Genomic DNA, 18,540 nt, shown 5'->3' with positions numbered 1-18,540 from the left:
TCGGCAGATAATATAGTAGAAACATATGAAAAAGGGGATAAAATGGCAGGTAATGATAATATTAAACTGTACGTGCCGGGATCAGTAGAAGAAATTGAGGAGAAAGCGAAGCACTACCGTCAAAAAAAGTATAAGAAGTATGGGGTGATTCTGGGTATACTGCTTCTGTTTCTGGGAATTGCAGGTATAGCGCTTATTTACCAGAAGTACACAAGCGTAAGTGTCGTGAAGACATACAGCAATCAGGGCGCCGACAACAACAGTTATGCGCAGTTTGCGACGGGGGTTGTCCGCTACAGCAGAGATGGCGTGGTTTTTCTGAACAGGAAGAATGAAGAATTATGGAACCAGCCTTGTCAGATACAGAATCCGGTCATAGATGTCAATGAAGAGGCGTTTGCGATCGGGGATGTGGGCGGAACATCGATTCTTGTGTTCACGAAGGACGGTCTGAAAGGGGAGATTGAGACTACACTTCCGATTGAAAAATTGTCCGTGTCGGACCAGGGAATTGTGAGTGCAATTCTAAAGAACGAAAGTTCACCGAAGATTATTACATACGACGCAGTTGGCAATGTGCTGGTGGAACATCAGATTGATGTGAACAAGACCGGTTATCCGGTGGCTGTCTCGATGTCCTCGGACGCGAATCTGCTGTCGGTATCCTACCTGAACACACAGACCGGTATTCTCATTTCCAAAGTCGGGTATTACAATTTTGGAACGGTGGGACAGGATAAGACGGACAATCAGGTGACACTTGATGAATACAATGGTGTGGTGATGGCGGATCTGTTTTTTATGGATGCAGATACTTCCGTTGCGGTGGGAGACGATTCCTTTGTGATATACAGGGGGAAACAGACACCGGAGGCCTCAGATACGATTAAGTTGAAGAAGGAGGTCGTCAGTGCGTTTCATTCGGACAAGTATATCGGCTTTATTCTCCGGAATGCAGATACCGCCGGATACGAACTCTGTGCATACAACAAAAACGGGCGCAGGGTGATGTCAGTTGATTTCACCGGGGAGTATGCGCACATTAAGATATCCGGGAGACAGGTGATCATGTACGAGGGTTCGAAGGCATGCATCTATACCATCGGCGGAATACGGCGATTCAAGGGCGATCTTGGCGCTGATGCATCGGAGCTGATTCCGGTGTTTGGAATTAATAAATACTTAGTGATAAATGCCAATGAAGTGAAAGTGATACGATTGGCGAAATAAAGGAGAAACCATGAACTGGATGGCAATTGGAGTAGGAATCTTATTCTTAATATGTATTATTGTCGGTTATGTGAAGGGGATTCTACGCATGGGCGTTTCACTCGTGGCGACGATTGCAACCATTGTGCTGGTGATGTTCATTTCCCCTTACGCGGCGAAGATGATGCACAAGTGGACACCGATCGATGCGATGGTAGAGACCCAGTGTGTCAAATTATTTACACCGTCTATCACGACGGAGACGTTGCTGGGAAGTGATCTGAGCGGGACGGCACTGGCGGACTATAACACAGATGAGCTGGCCGGCCTGGATTTGAATAATCTCGATATCGACATTGATGATGTGGCGGGGCTCCTGGGAGCAATCCCGAAAGACCAGCAGATCAAGGCAATTGAGGCGTCGGAGGTGCCGGACTTTTTAAAGAGTGCGCTGCTTGAGAACAACAATTCAGAGTCATACAGCAAGCTGGGAGTGTCGGATTTTCCGGGGTACATTGCGACCTTTATATCTGATGTTATTATTAACATTCTGGCATTTCTGATTACATTTATCCTGGTCACAGTGATCGTGCGCGCGCTGATCGTGGCGGTGGATATTGTATCAGATCTTCCGGTGCTGGGATTTGCGACGAGAATCACAGGTGCGCTTGCAGGTGGTGTGACGGCACTGGTGATTGTGTGGATCTTCTTTCTGATTTTGACGCCGATCTACACGACGCCAATCGGAACGACGTGCTTTAAAATGATTGACGCCAATGCGTTTCTGAGCTTTTTGTATAGCAATAATCCGATTCTGGATGCGCTGATGTAGACCGCGCTTTTCGCGGAATGGACGATTGGGGACAGGTTAAAACGGCAATTGGGGACGTAGCAAAGTGACACTTTGCTACGTCCCCAATTGCCGTTTTAACCTGTCCCTGAAGGGAGTTCACAAAGTTTTTATACTTAGTTAATTGTACAAACCCCGGTTTTAAAGTATAATAGAGTAGATATCATAAAACCAGTATGAACTGCTGCATGATTGAGCCACGCGAGGATTTTATACCGATGGTGCCAGTGGAGAGAGGAATATCCACTTTGAATTATGCGGACGGCGAAAAAGGGAAGGAGAACTGCTATGAAGGATTCAACTGAGACAATATTATTTACGAACACTCCCAAGATCAATAAACTGGCTTCTTTATGCGAGAAAAATAATGCGATTGACAAAGAGCTTTACACACAATATGAGGTGAAGAGAGGACTCCGTGACTTAAACGGTAAGGGCGTTCTGGCGGGGCTTACGAATATATCGGATGTATGTGCAAAGAAGATCGTGAACGGCGAAGAAGTTCCGTGCCCCGGTAATCTTTATTACAGAGGATATAACATTAAGGACATTGTGAATGGATTTCTGGAAGCTGATCACTACGGGTTTGAGGAGACGGCCTATCTGCTTTTGTTCGGGGAACTGCCGAACGATCAGGAGCTGCAGGAGTTCCACGAGACACTGGTTGAGCGGAGGACGCTGCCGCCGACGTTCGTGCGCGACATTATTATGAAGGCGCCGAGCAGGGACATGATGAACAGTCTGTCCCGGTCTATCTTGAATTTATACACGTATGATGACAAGGCAGACGACACCAGCATTCCGAACGTGCTGAGACAGAGTCTGAATCTGATCGCACAGTTTCCGATGCTGATGATCTACGGGTATCTTGCATACAATTACCGCATGGGAGAGGATTTGTTCATCTACGCACCGTCACCGGAGCTGTCCACCGCGGAAAATATTCTGATGATGCTGCGCGAGGACCGCAAGTACACGAAGCTGGAGGCGAAGATTCTCGACATGGCGCTGGTGCTTCACATGGATCACGGCGGCGGTAACAACTCTACATTTACCACCCACGTAGTCACCTCGTCCGGTACGGATACGTACTCGACGATCGCGGCGGCGATGGCATCTCTGAAGGGACCAAAGCACGGCGGAGCCAATGTAAAGGTGACGCAGATGTTTGAGGATATGAAATCACAGCTGTCTGACTGGACGGATAAGGATGCGGTACATCAGTATCTGATGGATCTGCTGGACCGGAAAGCATTTGACAAAAAAGGTCTGATCTATGGAATGGGCCATGCAATCTATTCTGTTTCCGACCCGAGAGCGGAGATCTTTAAAAAGTTCGTAAAACAGCTTGCAACGGAGAAGGGCTGTGAGAGGGAGTATGCGCTCTACGAGATGGTTGAGCACATGGCACCGGAAGTGATCGGAGAAAAACGTAAGATATATAAAGGTGTTAATGCCAACGTAGATTTCTACAGCGGTCTTGTGTACGGCATGCTGGGGCTTCCGCCGGAGCTGTATACACCGATATTTGCTACGGCTCGAATCGTGGGCTGGAGTGCGCACCGCTTAGAGGAGCTCAAGAATGTAGATAAGATCATTCGTCCGGCTTATAAGCCTTTGGCAGAGCATCGCGAATATGTAAAATTAGACGACAGATAGAGGGCACAATATGAAAGATGAATTTTACTACCCGTCGAAGGATGGGAATACCGAGATTCATACAATTGAATGGAAACCGGAAGGGGAAGTGAAGGCGGTACTGCAGATATGTCACGGTATGGTAGAGTACATTGACCGGTACGACGGTTTTGCCTCATTTTTGTGCGCACACGGCTACTATGTAGTGGGAAATGATCATCTTGGTCACGGAAAGTCCGTGCAGAGTAAGTCGGAGTACGGATTCTTCGCGGCGAAGTACGGCAATGCCTGTGTGATTGGAGATATTCATACACTGCGGCAGCGGACGGCTAAAAAGTATCCTTCGGTACCCTATTTTATATTGGGACACAGTATGGGATCAGCGCTGCTGCGCCAGTACATTCAGATGTACGGAAAGGGACTGGCCGGTGTGATCATCATGGGAACCCCGCGTGAGATGCCGAAGCTTGCACTGCGTACGGGAAAAAGTCTGTGCAGAATCGATTCTATTTTCAGAGGATGGCATTATCAGAGCAGACTGGTCAACAAGATGGCATTCGGCACTTACAACAAAAAGTTCAAGCCGGCCGAGACCCGAGCAGACTGGGTGACCAGCGACCGGGAGCTGCGGGAGAAGTATGTCAATGACCCGCTCTGTTCCTTCGGGTTCACAGTCAACGCGTATTATCACATGTTCAACGGAATGCTCAAAACGAAGAAAAAAGAAAGCTTTGCGATGGTTCCGCGGACACTTCCTGTCTTTTTTGTGTCGGGAGAGGATGATCCGGTCGGAGGCTTTGGCGCCGGCGTTACAAAATTATATAAAAAATATATTGCGCACGGAATGCAGGATGTCAGCATCAAGCTATATCCCGGAGACCGCCATGAATTGCTGAATGAGACGGATCGGGCGTCCGTGTATGAGGATCTGTATCAATGGCTGGAAAGTAAGAAGTTTTAAAATCTTTCATATTTTGAACATACTTTGAACACATTTTCGAAGTATACTAAGTTTTAGATAGTTGGTAAACAACTATCCCCCCTCATAAAGTAAAGGCATTCTGGGGAAACTCAGGATGCCGCGCTTTACTCTCAATCCAATACATAAAAACAAAACCCCCGCAGACATTCTGCAGGGGTTCTTTTAAACAAATCTATAGGGGAATGCGCACATACGCGCGACTTTTCCCTTGTCTGATCGATACATCAAATGATACTCGGTAAATTCTCGAAATCCTGTCAGAGCTCCATCGGGGTGTTACAATGAGTGTTCCTGCTTAAAGTTCTGCTTGAACGCATACATCCGCCTGTCGGCTTCATCGAGCAGTGCCCGGGAAGAAGAGAAGGTATTCTTATTTTCGATGATTCCGTAGCTAATCGAATAATTGCGGGAATGTTCGCTCCCGGTGGTGAACAGTGCGTCCTGAATACGCTGCATGTGTTTGCGGGCCAATCCGGCATCACAGTAATGGAGAATGGCAATCATCTCATCGCCGCCAAAACGGCAGATGACGTCGTCGCGCCGGAGCATATTCGTCAGCGTGTTGGCGACCAGAAGAATGTACTCGTCTCCGGCGGTATGCCCGTACACGTCGTTGATCATCTTCAGGTTATTCAGATCGATAAAGCACAGGGTAAACGGAACCCGGCACTGCAGCATAGAATCGAGAAGCTGCAGACAGTAACGCCGGTTGTACAGCTTTGTAGCCGGATCGCGATAAGCGAGCAGCTCCATCTCACGGATTTTCTCATTCTGCTGGGTGATGTCCTGCAGAATATATAAATAAGAAGAGGTTCCCTTCCACTGCATCTGAAATTTGCTGACAGAAAAATCATAACGCGACTTGCCGGTCAGCGAGATATCCCAGGATTTGGTGTGCGGGGTGCGCCGGTCGCTGTACAGCGTCTGGCAGGTGCGGTCCAGATCCAGTTCATAATCACGAATACCATGCTGTGCGGCACTGTTCAGGAAAAGTGCATCGTGGGAAATGCTGTCGATCACGATGATCCAGTCCTCGATCCGATCGGTGATGTACATCAGGAGTTCATTGTTGTCCTTCATCTCCTGTGCGCGCAGGGTTTCCTGCCTGGTGACTTCCACAAGCTGCTGCTCCCGCAGTTCAAGCTGCCGGATCATGTTGTTGAATGCATCAGAAAATTCTCCCATAAAATCTACCTGCTGGCTGTAGTCACCGGCGGCAACCCGCTGGCTTTGCCACGTCAGATGGGAAAGACTGGACCTGAGTGCACGAAAAGGGCCGCACAGCAGATTTTCTCTGGACGGAGCTTCGACGTCGAGATCTCCGGCTGCGATAGCGGCGGCAAAGCTCATGGCCTCGTGCAGCGCTGCGCTCAAATGGTTCAGAGCGATCGCAATCTCACGGTATTCATCGTGAAAATCGTCTGTATCGACCTGTTCGCCGCCATATTCGTGGGTGATATAGTCAATGAAAATAAGCAACTTTTCCTTTTCGTTCATAATGTTTCCCTCATAAATAACACTGATTATGTTGCAAATTACGCTTCTTTATTGGCGCGAAAACGACAAACCCGGGCACCGGTCGACCAACAGTCGATCTCCTCGACCGTGTAGGAGCAGTTGGTGTAGGTATCCAGAACCCCCTTGATCAGGCCTTCGTCATAGAAACAGACCGTCTCCCCGGTGACCGGAAGGCCGGAGCAGTCCAGGTCTTCGGCAACGGTCACGTAAATCGTGCCGGTGCTCTCGTCAATTTTTTCCACGCGCAGAATCCCGACCTGCATATTCTTCAGAACGTCCTGAAGCTGTCCGAAAAATGTATGGATGTCCACAGACAGATCCAGCAGGTTATGAGCGAGCTCACGTCCGGCAATTATTCCGGCCTTCTGGAAAATGCGGTGCATCTGTTCTTTTCCGTAGTCTTCCTCCAGAACCTCTTTGATACAGTATTCCAGCAGCCGGTATACGGTGACCGGCATCTGGGCCCCGAGATTCTCCCGGCCGATGGCAATATCGCCCAGTTGATCCCAGGAGAATTTATATGTGATCGACTCTTTTTTTGTATAGTCAAACATTTTAACATCCCCAATCAAGTTGTATTGAGGTTATTCTAACATAATCCGGCGTTGGGGTCAAAACGTTAGGGGCCATCCGGCTGTTATTATTTATACATTATTTACATTCTTAAGAAAATTATAAGAAAATACAAGATTGAGTCTTAAAAAATATGAGATATCCTGTATACTGTAGAGGAGGTGATGAGAAGATGTACAACATATTAGTATGTGACGATGACAAAGAAATTGTAGAAGCAATTGAGATATATCTGACCCAGGAGGGTTACGGCGTGTACAAGGCCTACGACGGCATAGAGGCGCTGGAGGTATTAAAAAAAGAGGAGATCCATCTGCTGGTCATGGATATCATGATGCCAAAACTGGATGGGATCCGTGCAACACTGAAGATTCGGGAGGAAAATGCGATTCCGATCATTATCCTCTCAGCAAAGTCGGAGGATGCGGACAAGATTTTGGGACTGAACGTAGGGGCGGACGATTATGTGACAAAGCCGTTCAATCCGCTGGAGCTGGTTGCGCGGGTGAAATCCCAGCTGCGCCGTTACACCCAGCTTGGGTCCAATGTGGACAGTACAAAGGCGGAGGTCTACACGGTGGGAGGACTCACCATTGATGACATGCTCAAAGAGGTGACTATGGATGGGGACAGGGTAAAGCTGACGCCCATCGAGTATAACATTTTACTGCTGCTTGTTAAAAATCAGGGGAGAGTATTTTCAATAGAGCAGATTTATGAGGCAATCTGGAACGAGGAGGCCATCGGAGCAGACAATACGGTGGCTGTACACATTCGCCACATACGGGAGAAAATCGAAATCAACCCTAAGGATCCGCGCTATCTGAAGGTGGTGTGGGGAGTCGGATATAAGATCGAGAAAGCCGGAAGGTGACGGCAGAAGATCGGAAAGGGAAGGAAACAATGACAGAAAAAAAATATTGGTACAGAAGTGCGGGAGTAAAGGGCTTCTGGATGATAGCGGTGCATGCAGTATTTGTGGTTTTTTTCGGCTGGGTAATCGTCTTGTCGGCGAACAGCGGGAATGTTGCATTCAGCAGCATTTCTGATATCCGGGATGCGAAGAGCCAGAACTACACGGACACGAAAGCATTTGCGGATCAGATAAACATGGATGGCCTGAATGTGCTGAACAATATTGATGTAAAGCGCAACGTCGAGACGGACGGGAAGTATGATGCGAAAAAGATCGTCGATGTGGAGGCCTATGTGAAGGACGGGACCATCACTGGAAAGAATACATCCGGAATTGCCTATAAGCTGGGTGATCTGGAGGCGTGGAGCGGGGAGGGCAATGGATACAATTACATGGATTCAGAGGAAGTTGTAGTTGTCTGCCAGAAGCCGGATGATACGTATCACTACTATACATTTGCAGAATTTCGGAAGCTGGTCGCGGATCAGACACTGAATCTGGTAGATGACCTGAATGAGAGGGAGACCTCGGAGATCATGTATGATCTTCAGAACAGCTATATGATAAACGAGTCCGGGTCAGACGTTCTGGTGAAGAACAAGGATGGTGAGACGGTTTATACTTCATTCTGGAGTATGGATGAGGCGATCAATGAAAGATACAAGACGGAGGATGGGAAGACGCTTCTGGATATCGCCAATGAGAATGCGGAGTGGAATGGAAAGCTCTCGCAGATGTATGATTATGTTAACGAGGCCCTGCTGACGCTAATCCGGGATAAGGAAAGCTACACGGATATAGAGAGCAAATATTCGGAGGGAAATACCAATCTGGCCTATATTCTGGTGGACCGGACGAACAAGAAGGTCTACACGAACCGCAAGGCATACACGGATTACGCGCAGGCGGATGCAAGCATAGAAGACCTGAAGAAGCTGGGCGCCTATGTGGTGACGGCCAATAATCTGGATGCGTTCCAGACGAATGTACAGACGACTGCGGGTGACTGGAAGAGGGTCAGCCATTATAAGGTCGCGAAGGATGTAGACTATACGTACGCGGTGGCGGTGAACACGAAGCTTCCGATTCAGGACAGCTACTACGAAGAAGCCGATAATTACGAGAACTATGGGAAATATGTAATGCCGCTGATCGTCGCGCTGGTAATCACCGGCATATTGTTCCTCATCGGCGCAGTATGGCTCATAGTGACCGCAGGAAGAACGAACAGGGACGATGAGCTGCATCTCTACCGGTTTGACCGGATCTGGACAGAGCTTGGAATTCTAATCGGACTGTGCACCTGGATTCCGGGGTATCTCAGCATTGTCCGCAGAATCAAAGCAGGCAATCTGTGGGAGTACAGCATTTTGCGGAAGTTCTGCAGGCTGATCGGGCGGATGCTGAGGAGTCTGAGAGCATTCTGGAGAAACCGGAGATCGGTGTGGAAGATTGCTCTGGCGTCGGCGGGCGTATTCCTGGTGAACATGATCGCGTTCACCAACAGGCCGTCCAGTGGGATGTGGCTTCTGATCACGATCATCGTCGATGGGGCTGCAATGATCTGGCTGCTGCGGGAAGCGATGGCGAAGGAAAAGGTACGACGGGGGATCCAGGAGATTGCCGAGGGCAATGTGTCGTATCAGATCCCTCTCGATGGTCTCTCCGGAGACAGCCTCAGACAGGCGGAGCTGGTGAACAATATCGGCGGTGGTCTGCAGCGAGCGGTGGATGAGAGCATGAAGAGCGAGCGGATGAAGACGGACCTCATCACCAATGTATCCCACGACATCAAGACACCACTTACTTCTATTATAAACTATGTGGATCTGCTGAAGCGGGAGAATATCCAGGACCCGAAGATCCAGGGGTACATCCAGGTGCTGGAGACGAAGGCTGCAAGGCTCAAGCAATTGACGGAGGATGTGGTAGAAGCGTCGAAGCTGAGCAGCGGAAACATTACACTGGAGTATATGAATCTGAATCTGGTGGAGCTGATCAACCAGGTGGAGGGCGAGTTCGCGGAGAAGTTCGCGGATAAAAACCTGACGCTGGTGAAGCATCTGCCGGAGGAGCCGGTGATTGTCCGGGTGGACGGCAGGAGGCTTTCGAGAGTGCTGGATAATATTTACGGCAATGCGGCGAAGTACGCTATGCCGGGAACCCGGATCTATGCAGATCTGAGTGTGGACGGGAAAAAGGCGTCGTTCGCCCTGAAGAACATTTCCGAGGAGCCGCTGAATATCTCGGCCGATGAATTGACCGAGCGGTTTATCCGCGGGGACGTATCCCGAAGCACCGAGGGAAGCGGACTGGGGCTGTCCATCGCCCAGAGTCTGACAGAGCTGATGGGCGGTGAGTTCAATCTGTATCTGGATGGCGATTTGTTCAGGGTTACGGTGACATTGGGACTTGACTTTTAGGGTCAAGTTGTCTATAATGACGAGGAATATCTAAAAGACGATGACGAAGACAGTAAGAGATACCACAAAGGCAAAGCGAGCCGGGGGCGGTGGGAGCCCGGTGCGAGTAAGGTATGTCTGAAAATCACTTCCGAGTTGCAGTGCCGAAGAAGACAGATCGTCAATACAGGTAGGTGCTGACGGTGTTCCGCCGTTAAAGGGAACGCGCATAAAAGGTGAATCCGGAGTGCATGTAACAGGTGGTGAAACGAAATGAAAGGCTTTCGTCCTATTGCAGGACGGGAGCCTTATTTTATATGCAGAAAAGGGATTTGATAATAATTCAAAAAGGGACAGGGCAAAGTGCAATTGGGGACGTAGTAAAGTTGCAATTTTGCTACGTCCCCAATTGCATCACACCCCGTCCCCAACTGCACCTAATCAAGAAAGGATGAGAAAAGATGTATAACAAAGTTTCGACAGACCTGAAATTTGTAGATCGTGAAAAAGCGACAGAAAAATTCTGGGAAGAGAACAACATTTTTGAGAAGAGTATGGAAAACCGCAAGGAGGGTGAGACCTACACGTTCTATGACGGACCTCCGACGGCCAACGGCAAGCCGCATATCGGCCATGTTCTGACCCGTGTCATCAAGGACATGATCCCGCGTTACAGAACGATGAAGGGCTATATGGTTCCGCGTAAAGCGGGCTGGGATACCCACGGCCTCCCGGTGGAGCTGGAAGTGGAGAGAATGCTCGGACTGGACGGAAAGGATCAGATTGAGGAATACGGTCTGGAGCCTTTTATTGATAAATGTAAAGAGAGTGTCTGGAAATACAAGGGCATGTGGGAGGACTTCTCCGGCACCGTCGGTTTCTGGGCTGATATGGAGAATCCTTATGTGACTTATCACAACGACTTTATCGAGTCTGAATGGTGGGCGCTGAAGAAGATCTGGGACAAGGGCCTGCTTTACAAAGGTTTTAAAATCGTTCCTTACTGCCCGCGCTGTGGAACTCCGCTGTCCGCACAGGAAGTGGCACAGGGCTACAAGGATGTCAAAGAGCGCTCTGCGATCGTCCGCTTTAAAGTGAAGGACGAGGATGCCTACATCCTTGCATGGACCACGACACCGTGGACACTGCCGTCCAATATCGGCCTCTGTGTGAATCCGGAGGAGGATTACGCGAAGGTGAAGGCTGCCGACGGATATACCTATTACATGGCGGTGGCACTTCTGGACACCGTTCTCGGAAAACTCGGAGAAGAGGGAACACCGGCTTACGAGGTTCTCGAGACCTGTAAAGGACAGGATCTGGAGTACAAAGAGTACGAGCCGTTATACGACTGCGCCGCACAGTGCTGTGCAAAGCAGAACAAGAAAGCATTCTTCGTGACCTGCGACACATACGTTACGCTGACTGACGGTACCGGTGTTGTTCACATTGCGCCTGCGTTTGGTGAGGATGATGCGAAGGTGGGCCGTAAGTACGACATGCCGTTCGTACAGCTGGTAGATGAGAAGGGAAATATGAGCGAGTCGACGCCATTTGCAGGCGTGTTCGTAAAGAAAGCGGATCCGATGGTGTTGAAGGATCTGGAGGAGAGAGGCCTGCTGTTCGACGCACCGAAGTTCGAGCACAGCTACCCGCACTGCTGGAGATGTGACACCCCGCTGATCTACTACGCACGCGAGTCCTGGTTCATCAAGATGACAGAGGTTAAAGACGACCTGATCCGCAACAACAATACCATCAACTGGATTCCGGAGAGCATCGGAAAAGGGCGTTTCGGTGACTGGATCGAAAATGTACAGGACTGGGGCATCAGCCGTAACCGTTACTGGGGAACTCCGCTCAATATCTGGGAGTGTGAGTGCGGCCACCAGCATTCCATCGGCAGCATCGAGGAATTGAAATCCATGTCCGATAACTGCCCGGATGAGATCGAGCTTCACCGCCCGTATATCGACGATGTGACCATCAAGTGCCCGATCTGCGGAAAGGAAATGCACCGCGTGCCGGAGGTAATCGACTGCTGGTTCGATTCCGGTTCCATGCCGTTTGCGCAGCACCACTATCCATTTGAGAACAAAGAGCTGTTCGAGCAGCAGTTCCCGGCGAACTTCATCTCCGAGGCTGTGGATCAGACTCGTGGATGGTTCTACTCCCTGCTGGCGATCTCCACCCTGCTTTTTAACGAGGCACCGTACAAGAACGTTATCGTTCTCGGCCACGTGCAGGATGAGAACGGACAGAAGATGAGCAAGTCCAAAGGAAATGCAGTGGATCCGTTCGACGCGCTGAACGAGTACGGTGCAGACGCAATCCGCTGGTACTTCTACGTGAACTCCGCACCATGGCTGCCGAACCGTTTCCATGGCAAGGCCGTGATGGAAGGACAGCGCAAGTTCATGGGAACCCTGTGGAACACCTACGCATTCTTCGTGCTTTACGCAAACATCGACGAGTTCGATGCGACAAAATATACACTGGATTACGACAAGCTGCCGGTTATGGACAAGTGGCTCTTGTCCAAGATGAATACCCTGATCAAGACCGTGGATGATAATCTGGAGAACTATCGCATTCCGGAGAGTGCACGCGCACTGCAGGAATTTGTAGACGATATGAGCAACTGGTATGTGCGCCGCAGCCGCGAGCGTTTCTGGGCGAAGGGCATGGAGCAGGATAAGATCAACGCGTACATGACACTCTACACTGCACTCGTGACCGTGAGCAAGGTGGCAGCGCCGATGGTGCCGTTCATGACAGAGGAAATCTACCAGAATCTGGTGTGCAGCATCGATAAGGATGCGCCGGAGAGTATCCACCTGTGTGACTTCCCTGTGGCGGATGAAAACTGCATCGACACAGATCTGGAGAACAACATGGAAAATGTATTAAAACTTGTTGTCATGGGACGTGCCTGCAGAAATACAGCCAACATCAAGAACCGTCAGCCGATCGGACAGATGTTCGTGAAAGCAGACTTCACGTTGCCGGAATTTTATCAGGATATCGTAACAGAAGAGCTGAATGTGAAAAATGTTAAATTTACGGACGATGTCCGCGATTTTACTTCTTATACTTTTAAACCACAATTAAAGACAGTTGGCCCGAAATATGGTAAAATGTTAGGTGGTATTAAAAATGCACTGTCCAGTCTCGATGGAAATGCCGCAATGGATGAAATAAACGAAACAGGCGCATTGAAGCTGGATATCGGCGGAACAGAGATCACACTGTTTAAGGAAGATCTGCTGATCGACATGGCACAGTCTGAAGGCTATGTATCCGAGGCTGATAATACTGTAACTGTAGTTCTTGACACCAATCTGTCTGAGGAGCTGCTGAAAGAAGGATTCGTAAGAGAACTCATCAGCAAGATCCAGACTATGAGAAAAGAAGCAGGCTTTGAGGTGATGGATAAAATCAAGGTATCATATAATGGAACTGAGAAGGCAGATGCGATCTTCGCGGAGCACGGAGCAGCAATCGCTGCGGAGGTTCTGGCAAACGAAGTGACAAAGGCAGATTCTGTTGAAGCCGTCAGTGGAAGCTACACAAAAGAGTGGTGCATCAATGGAGAAAACGTAACCATGGGTGTGGAAAGGATGTAATTATGTACAACGAGAGATTTGACAAGGAAAACTTTAAAAAAGACGTAAATCACAATGTGAGAACATTGTTCAGAAAAACAATTGATGAGGCGACACCGCAGCAGATTTTCCAGGCAGTTTCCTATGCGGTAAAAGAGGCGATCATCGACGACTGGCTCACCACACAGAAGACCTATGAAAAAGAAGATCCAAAGACAGTTTACTACATGTCCATGGAGTTTCTGATGGGAAGAGCGCTGGGCAATAACCTGATCAATATGACTGCGTACAACGGAGTGAAAGAGGCGCTGGATGAGATGGGAATTGATCTGAATGTCATTGAGGACGAGGAGCCGGATGCGGCACTCGGAAACGGTGGTCTCGGACGTCTTGCAGCATGTTTCCTCGACTCTCTTGCATCGCTGGGATACCCGGCATACGGCTGTGGAATCCGCTACCGTTACGGAATGTTCAAACAGAAGATTGAGAACGGCTATCAGGTGGAGACACCGGACAACTGGTTAAAAGAAGGAAATCCATTTGAGCTTCGCCGTGAAGAATATGCGAAAGAAGTACGTTTTGGAGGGGATATCCGTTTTGAGAAGGATCCGAAGACAGGAAAAGAAGTATTTATTCAGGAAAACTACGAATCCGTACTTGCAATTCCATATGATATGCCGATCGTAGGCTACGGCAACCACGTGGTCAACACACTGCGTATCTGGGATGCAAAAGCAATCACAGACTTCCAGCTGGATTCTTTTGACCGCGGAGATTACCACAAAGCGGTAGAGCAGGAGAACCTGGCGAAAAACATCGTGGAGGTTCTCTACCCGAACGACAATCATTACGCAGGAAAAGAGCTTCGTCTGAAACAGCAGTATTTCTTTATCTCTGCCAGCCTGCAGGCGATGCTTGCGAAGTATAAAAAAAGTCACGATGATGTGAGAAAGCTCTACGAAAAAGTAACGATCCAGATGAACGACACTCACCCGACTGTTTCCGTACCGGAGCTGATGAGACTGCTCATCGACCAGGAGGGGCTGACCTGGGAAGAGGCATGGGATGTGACGACTAAGACCTGTGCGTACACCAACCATACCATTATGGCAGAGGCACTGGAGAAATGGCCGATTGACCTGTTCTCAAAACTGCTCCCGCGTGTTTACCAGATCGTGCAGGAGATTGACCGCCGGTTCGTGGAGGAAGTGAAGGCAAAATATCCGGGAGACCAGAACAAGATTGCGAAGATGGCAATCCTCTATGACGGTCAGGTGAAGATGGCACATATGGCAATCATCGCAGGCTACTCTGTAAATGGTGTTGCAAGACTCCACACAGAGATTCTGAAAAAACAGCAGTTAAAAGATTTCTACGAGATGATGCCGGAGAAATTCAACAACAAGACAAACGGTATCACACAGCGTCGTTTTCTGATGCATGCAAATCCGCTGCTTGCTGACTGGGTGACAGGACACATCGGCGATGGGTGGATTACAGACCTGTCACAGATGGCGAAGCTGAAGCCGCTTGTGAATGACGAGCAGGCACGCCGTGAATTTATGCAGATCAAATATAAGAACAAAGAGCGTCTTGCGGCGTACATTCTGAAGCATAACGGAGTGGAGATCAACCCTCGTTCTATTTTCGATGTACAGGTAAAACGTCTCCACGAATACAAACGCCAGCTTCTGAACATTCTTCATGTGATGTATCTGTACAATCAGATCAAGGAGCATCCGGAGATGGAATTTTATCCGAGAACCTTTATCTTTGGCGCGAAGGCGGCAGCAGGCTACAAGCGTGCAAAACAGACGATCAAGCTGATTAACTCCGTTGCGGATGTTATAAACAATGACAGAAGCATCAACGCCAAGATCAAAGTAGTCTTCATTGAGGATTACCGCGTATCCAACGCAGAGCTGATCTTTGCAGCAGCTGATGTCAGCGAGCAGATTTCCACCGCTTCCAAGGAGGCGTCAGGAACCGGTAACATGAAGTTTATGCTGAACGGTGCGCCGACACTGGGAACCATGGACGGAGCCAATGTGGAGATCGTCGAGGAAGTGGGAATCGAGAACGCGTTTATCTTCGGAATGAGCTCAGATGAGGTAATCAGCTACGAGAACAACGGCGGTTACAATCCGACCGAGATCTACTTCAACGACTGGGATATCAAGAGAGTCGTGGATCAGCTGATGGACGGAACTTATTCAAACGGCGACCACAGCATGTACAAGGATCTCTATGATTCGCTGTTGAACACAAACTGTACAGACCGCGCAGATACCTACTTTATTCTGAAGGATTTCCGTTCTTATGCGGACGCGCAGAAGCGTGTGGAGGCAGCCTACAGAGATGAGCAGGGCTGGGCGAAGATGGCACTGATGAACACTGCATCCTGCGGAAAGTTTACATCAGACAGAACCATCAAAGAATATGTGGATAATATCTGGAAATTAGACCATGTAACGGTTTCTCCGGCAGAGGAGAATTAGGAGGCATAGATGAGCATTCAGAGCACAACTTCATTGGAAGCAATGCTGGAGAGGGCGATGGGCGCAGTGATGGGATTCCTGGTGGTATTCTGCATGGCGTTTCTGCTGATTCTGGCGGTAAAGCTGATTTCTTATATTTTAAAAGGAATCGGGCTGTATACAATGGCAAAACGCCAGGGGCTGGAATACCCCTGGCTGGGCTTCATCCCCTACGCGAGAGTGTATCTTCAGGGAGAATTATCCGGTGATATCCAGCTTGGCAGAAAAACGCTGAAGAATCCGGGAATCTGGATGATTGTCCTGCCGTTTGTGTGGGGATTTGTCAGCTGGATACTGAACAGCATCGCGTGGGCGTTGTTTGGAACACTTCTGGCACAGAGCACGGGCAGTGCAGACGAATTTTCCGGTGTGCTGGCGCTGCTGTTTTTGCTGATTGTATTTGCGGCACTTCTGGGACTGCTCCAGAGAGCGGTTACGATGACACTTCACGGGCTGGTGGATTACCAGATACTGGGACGTTACGGCAGCAGAAATATTGCACTTGTACATACATTTTTGGCGCTGCTTGTTCCGCTGTATGAGTCAATTCTGTTCTTTGTAATCAGGAACCGGTCGTGTGTGCCGGGGCCGCAGGGAACACATGGAGCGCAGAGGGCGAACGGAGCACCGGAGACATATGGAGCGCAGAACGTGAACGGAGCACCGGAGACATATGGAGCGCAGAACGTGAACGGAGCGCAGGAGACATGTGGGGCGCAGAGTGTGAACGGGGCACCGGAGACACATGATGCGCAGAACGTGAACGGAGCACCGGAGGTACAAGGAGTGCAGAGTGGCGATATGCCGCAGAAGACACAGGAGCCGTGGAGTGCTGCAGCACCGGAAAATCATTTACAATGCAGTGCAGACAGTACGGACAATGCAGAGCAGACACCGGATGTACAGGGTACACCGGCACAGCAGACGGCAGAGACTTTGGCAGATGCGACACAAAAACAGCCGGATGACGTTCAGTCAGATGGTGTGCAGCAGGAAATGGTGCATGAGGATTCTTCTGTCCCGGTGGAGCATCCGGAGATTCGCCCGAGCATCGTCTCGGAGCCGACGGAATGTTACCAATATCATGAACCACAGGGATCACAGAACATCGACGAATACCTAAATTCATGCAAGAAAGACGAGAGTCAATAATAAATAAGAGAAACCTTCCATAAACTTTCTTATGGGAGGTTTCTTTTTATGTGGAAAAACAGAAAAGATCGTTGGAAAGGCGCCCGGCATTATCACAGAGAGCATGGATTTCCCGGTGAAAGAAAGGAGAACCGGATACAGATTATAAAGAAAATCAGCTCTTTTCTTATGATTTTGATATTGCTTCCCTATGTGATAACGGTTTTCTGGAACGGGACGAATATCAGAAAATGGAATCAGGACGAAAAACAATATGTGCTGGTGAACACGGACGGGAAAGAAAAGCAGGTTCTCTGGGAAGAATACCTGATCGGCGTGCTTGCGGACACGATTCCGAGAACTTACGAAAAAGAGGCCATCGCGGCACAGGCAGTCATCCTGCGCACCGTTCTGCAGAGGGAGCTTGCGGAGAAAGGATTTGCCAGCGAAGCGTATATCACCGCGAAGGAGTTGAAGGGGAAAGCCACGGCCGGAAATTACGAGAAAATGTACCAGAAATATAAAAGTGCGGTGGAGGAGACCAGCGATCTCGTCCTGCTATATCAGGATCAGTATGCCAATGCGGCATATCACAGGTCAAATACCGGGAGTACGAGAGACAGCAAAGAGGTGCTGGGCACGGAAGAGTATCCTTATCTGTGCGCGGTTTCATGCCCGGAGGATAAAAGGGCGGACGAGGCGATGAACATCAGCACATTTTCCTATGAGGAGACCATGAAAAACTGTCGTTCGTTTCTGGCTGCCGTGGAAAAAGAGCAGGCGGAGAAAATTTTCAGCTTTGACGATTTTGAAATTGTAAAGCAGGACAGCGCGGGGTATGTGACGGAGCTTCGGATGGGGGAGAATACCTATCCGGGGGAGGAGTTCCGCACCGCTATGGGGCTGCCGTCCTGCGCATTTACACTGCAGGACTACAAGGGAGAGCTGCGGATTACTACAGTCGGGAACGGGCACGGGTTCGGTATGAGCCAGTGGTCAGCCAATGTAATGGCGAAGGACGGTGCCAGCTATGCCGAAATCCTGCAGTGTTTTTACCCCGGCACGGAAGTAAAGACCAGAGAGTGATCATTGGCAGGCACAGGCCTGCTCACGGTATGCAAAAGCGAAGAGCAGCGAAGCAGATCGCGGGCGTCTGATTTACGCATAAAATCAATTTTA

At 49.4% G+C, this 18,540-nt stretch carries 12 protein-coding genes; 10 read left to right on the top strand and 2 right to left on the bottom strand.

Translation table 11 applies throughout. The features are described from left to right. The first annotated feature begins 42 nt into the window (after nucleotides 1-42). The 4 genes from BUB85_RS10065 (at nucleotide 43) to BUB85_RS10050 (ending at nucleotide 4,658) form a co-directional block, all read left to right on the top strand. On the top strand, nucleotides 43-1,230 hold the full coding sequence (locus BUB85_RS10065; protein WP_073109519.1) for a DUF5711 family protein: 1,188 nt from the start codon (nucleotides 43-45) through the stop codon (nucleotides 1,228-1,230). A gap of 10 nt (nucleotides 1,231-1,240) precedes the next feature. Further along, complete coding sequence (locus BUB85_RS10060; RefSeq protein ID WP_073109516.1) at nucleotides 1,241-2,041, top strand: CvpA family protein; 801 nt, start codon at nucleotides 1,241-1,243, stop codon at nucleotides 2,039-2,041. 306 nt (nucleotides 2,042-2,347) lie between these two features. After that, complete coding sequence (locus BUB85_RS10055) at nucleotides 2,348-3,718, top strand: citrate/2-methylcitrate synthase (protein WP_073109513.1); 1,371 nt, start codon at nucleotides 2,348-2,350, stop codon at nucleotides 3,716-3,718. 10 nt (nucleotides 3,719-3,728) lie between these two features. Beyond that, nucleotides 3,729-4,658 carry an alpha/beta fold hydrolase gene (locus BUB85_RS10050; RefSeq protein ID WP_073109510.1) on the top strand — a complete coding sequence of 310 codons (930 nt, stop codon included), beginning with the start codon at nucleotides 3,729-3,731 and terminating at the stop codon, nucleotides 4,656-4,658. Between the two features lie 297 nt (nucleotides 4,659-4,955). Here BUB85_RS10050 and BUB85_RS10045 read toward each other — a convergent pair whose 3' ends face one another. Beyond that, nucleotides 4,956-6,176: a sensor domain-containing diguanylate cyclase gene (locus tag BUB85_RS10045; protein ID WP_073109507.1), complete on the bottom strand. Its 1,221-nt coding sequence runs from the start codon at nucleotides 6,174-6,176 to the stop codon at nucleotides 4,956-4,958. A gap of 38 nt (nucleotides 6,177-6,214) precedes the next feature. Beyond that, nucleotides 6,215-6,751 (bottom strand): V4R domain-containing protein, encoded by a 537-nt coding sequence (locus BUB85_RS10040; RefSeq protein WP_073109504.1) that lies wholly within the window; start codon nucleotides 6,749-6,751, stop codon nucleotides 6,215-6,217. A gap of 191 nt (nucleotides 6,752-6,942) precedes the next feature. Here BUB85_RS10040 and BUB85_RS10035 point away from each other — a divergent pair, with 191 nt between their 5' ends. From BUB85_RS10035 to BUB85_RS10010, 6 genes are all read left to right on the top strand, one after another. Beyond that, nucleotides 6,943-7,644, top strand: a complete 702-nt coding sequence (locus BUB85_RS10035) for a response regulator transcription factor (RefSeq protein ID WP_073109501.1) — start codon at nucleotides 6,943-6,945, stop codon at nucleotides 7,642-7,644. 29 nt (nucleotides 7,645-7,673) lie between these two features. Next, entirely contained in the window at nucleotides 7,674-10,109 is a 2,436-nt protein-coding gene (locus tag BUB85_RS10030; protein ID WP_073109574.1) for a sensor histidine kinase, read from the top strand. A 440-nt stretch (nucleotides 10,110-10,549) separates the two neighbouring features. Beyond that, nucleotides 10,550-13,714 (top strand): isoleucine--tRNA ligase, encoded by a 3,165-nt coding sequence (gene ileS, locus BUB85_RS10025; RefSeq protein WP_073109498.1) that lies wholly within the window; start codon nucleotides 10,550-10,552, stop codon nucleotides 13,712-13,714. 2 nt (nucleotides 13,715-13,716) lie between these two features. Next, nucleotides 13,717-16,191, top strand: a complete 2,475-nt coding sequence (locus tag BUB85_RS10020; RefSeq protein WP_073109495.1) for a glycogen/starch/alpha-glucan phosphorylase — start codon at nucleotides 13,717-13,719, stop codon at nucleotides 16,189-16,191. 9 nt (nucleotides 16,192-16,200) lie between these two features. Further along, nucleotides 16,201-17,382 carry an OadG family protein gene (locus tag BUB85_RS10015; protein WP_073109491.1) on the top strand — a complete coding sequence of 394 codons (1,182 nt, stop codon included), beginning with the start codon at nucleotides 16,201-16,203 and terminating at the stop codon, nucleotides 17,380-17,382. A gap of 48 nt (nucleotides 17,383-17,430) precedes the next feature. Beyond that, entirely contained in the window at nucleotides 17,431-18,447 is a 1,017-nt protein-coding gene (locus BUB85_RS10010; protein ID WP_084533996.1) for a SpoIID/LytB domain-containing protein, read from the top strand. The last annotated feature ends 93 nt before the right edge of the window (nucleotides 18,448-18,540 follow it).

Source organism: Hespellia stercorisuis DSM 15480 (genome assembly GCF_900142165.1).
GTDB lineage: Bacteria > Bacillota > Clostridia > Lachnospirales > Lachnospiraceae > Hespellia > Hespellia stercorisuis.
The sequence above is the reverse complement of the archived record's forward strand: the minus strand, read 5'-3'. Positions and strand labels throughout refer to the sequence as shown.

Bases quoted from the DNA above. Each gene is read 5' to 3' on its own strand.
- BUB85_RS10045 (WP_073109507.1), bottom strand. From the start codon at position 6,176: ATGAACGAAAAGGAAAAGTTGCTTATTTTCATTGACTATATCACCCAC.
- BUB85_RS10035 (WP_073109501.1), top strand. From the start codon at position 6,943: ATGTACAACATATTAGTATGTGACGATGACAAAGAAATTGTAGAAGCA.
- ileS (WP_073109498.1), top strand. From the start codon at position 10,550: ATGTATAACAAAGTTTCGACAGACCTGAAATTTGTAGATCGTGAAAAA.
- BUB85_RS10030 (WP_073109574.1), top strand. From the start codon at position 7,674: ATGACAGAAAAAAAATATTGGTACAGAAGTGCGGGAGTAAAGGGCTTC.
- BUB85_RS10040 (WP_073109504.1), bottom strand. From the start codon at position 6,751: ATGTTTGACTATACAAAAAAAGAGTCGATCACATATAAATTCTCCTGG.
- BUB85_RS10010 (WP_084533996.1), top strand. From the start codon at position 17,431: ATGTGGAAAAACAGAAAAGATCGTTGGAAAGGCGCCCGGCATTATCAC.
- BUB85_RS10065 (WP_073109519.1), top strand. From the start codon at position 43: ATGGCAGGTAATGATAATATTAAACTGTACGTGCCGGGATCAGTAGAA.
- BUB85_RS10060 (WP_073109516.1), top strand. From the start codon at position 1,241: ATGAACTGGATGGCAATTGGAGTAGGAATCTTATTCTTAATATGTATT.
- BUB85_RS10020 (WP_073109495.1), top strand. From the start codon at position 13,717: ATGTACAACGAGAGATTTGACAAGGAAAACTTTAAAAAAGACGTAAAT.
- BUB85_RS10050 (WP_073109510.1), top strand. From the start codon at position 3,729: ATGAAAGATGAATTTTACTACCCGTCGAAGGATGGGAATACCGAGATT.
- BUB85_RS10055 (WP_073109513.1), top strand. From the start codon at position 2,348: ATGAAGGATTCAACTGAGACAATATTATTTACGAACACTCCCAAGATC.
- BUB85_RS10015 (WP_073109491.1), top strand. From the start codon at position 16,201: ATGAGCATTCAGAGCACAACTTCATTGGAAGCAATGCTGGAGAGGGCG.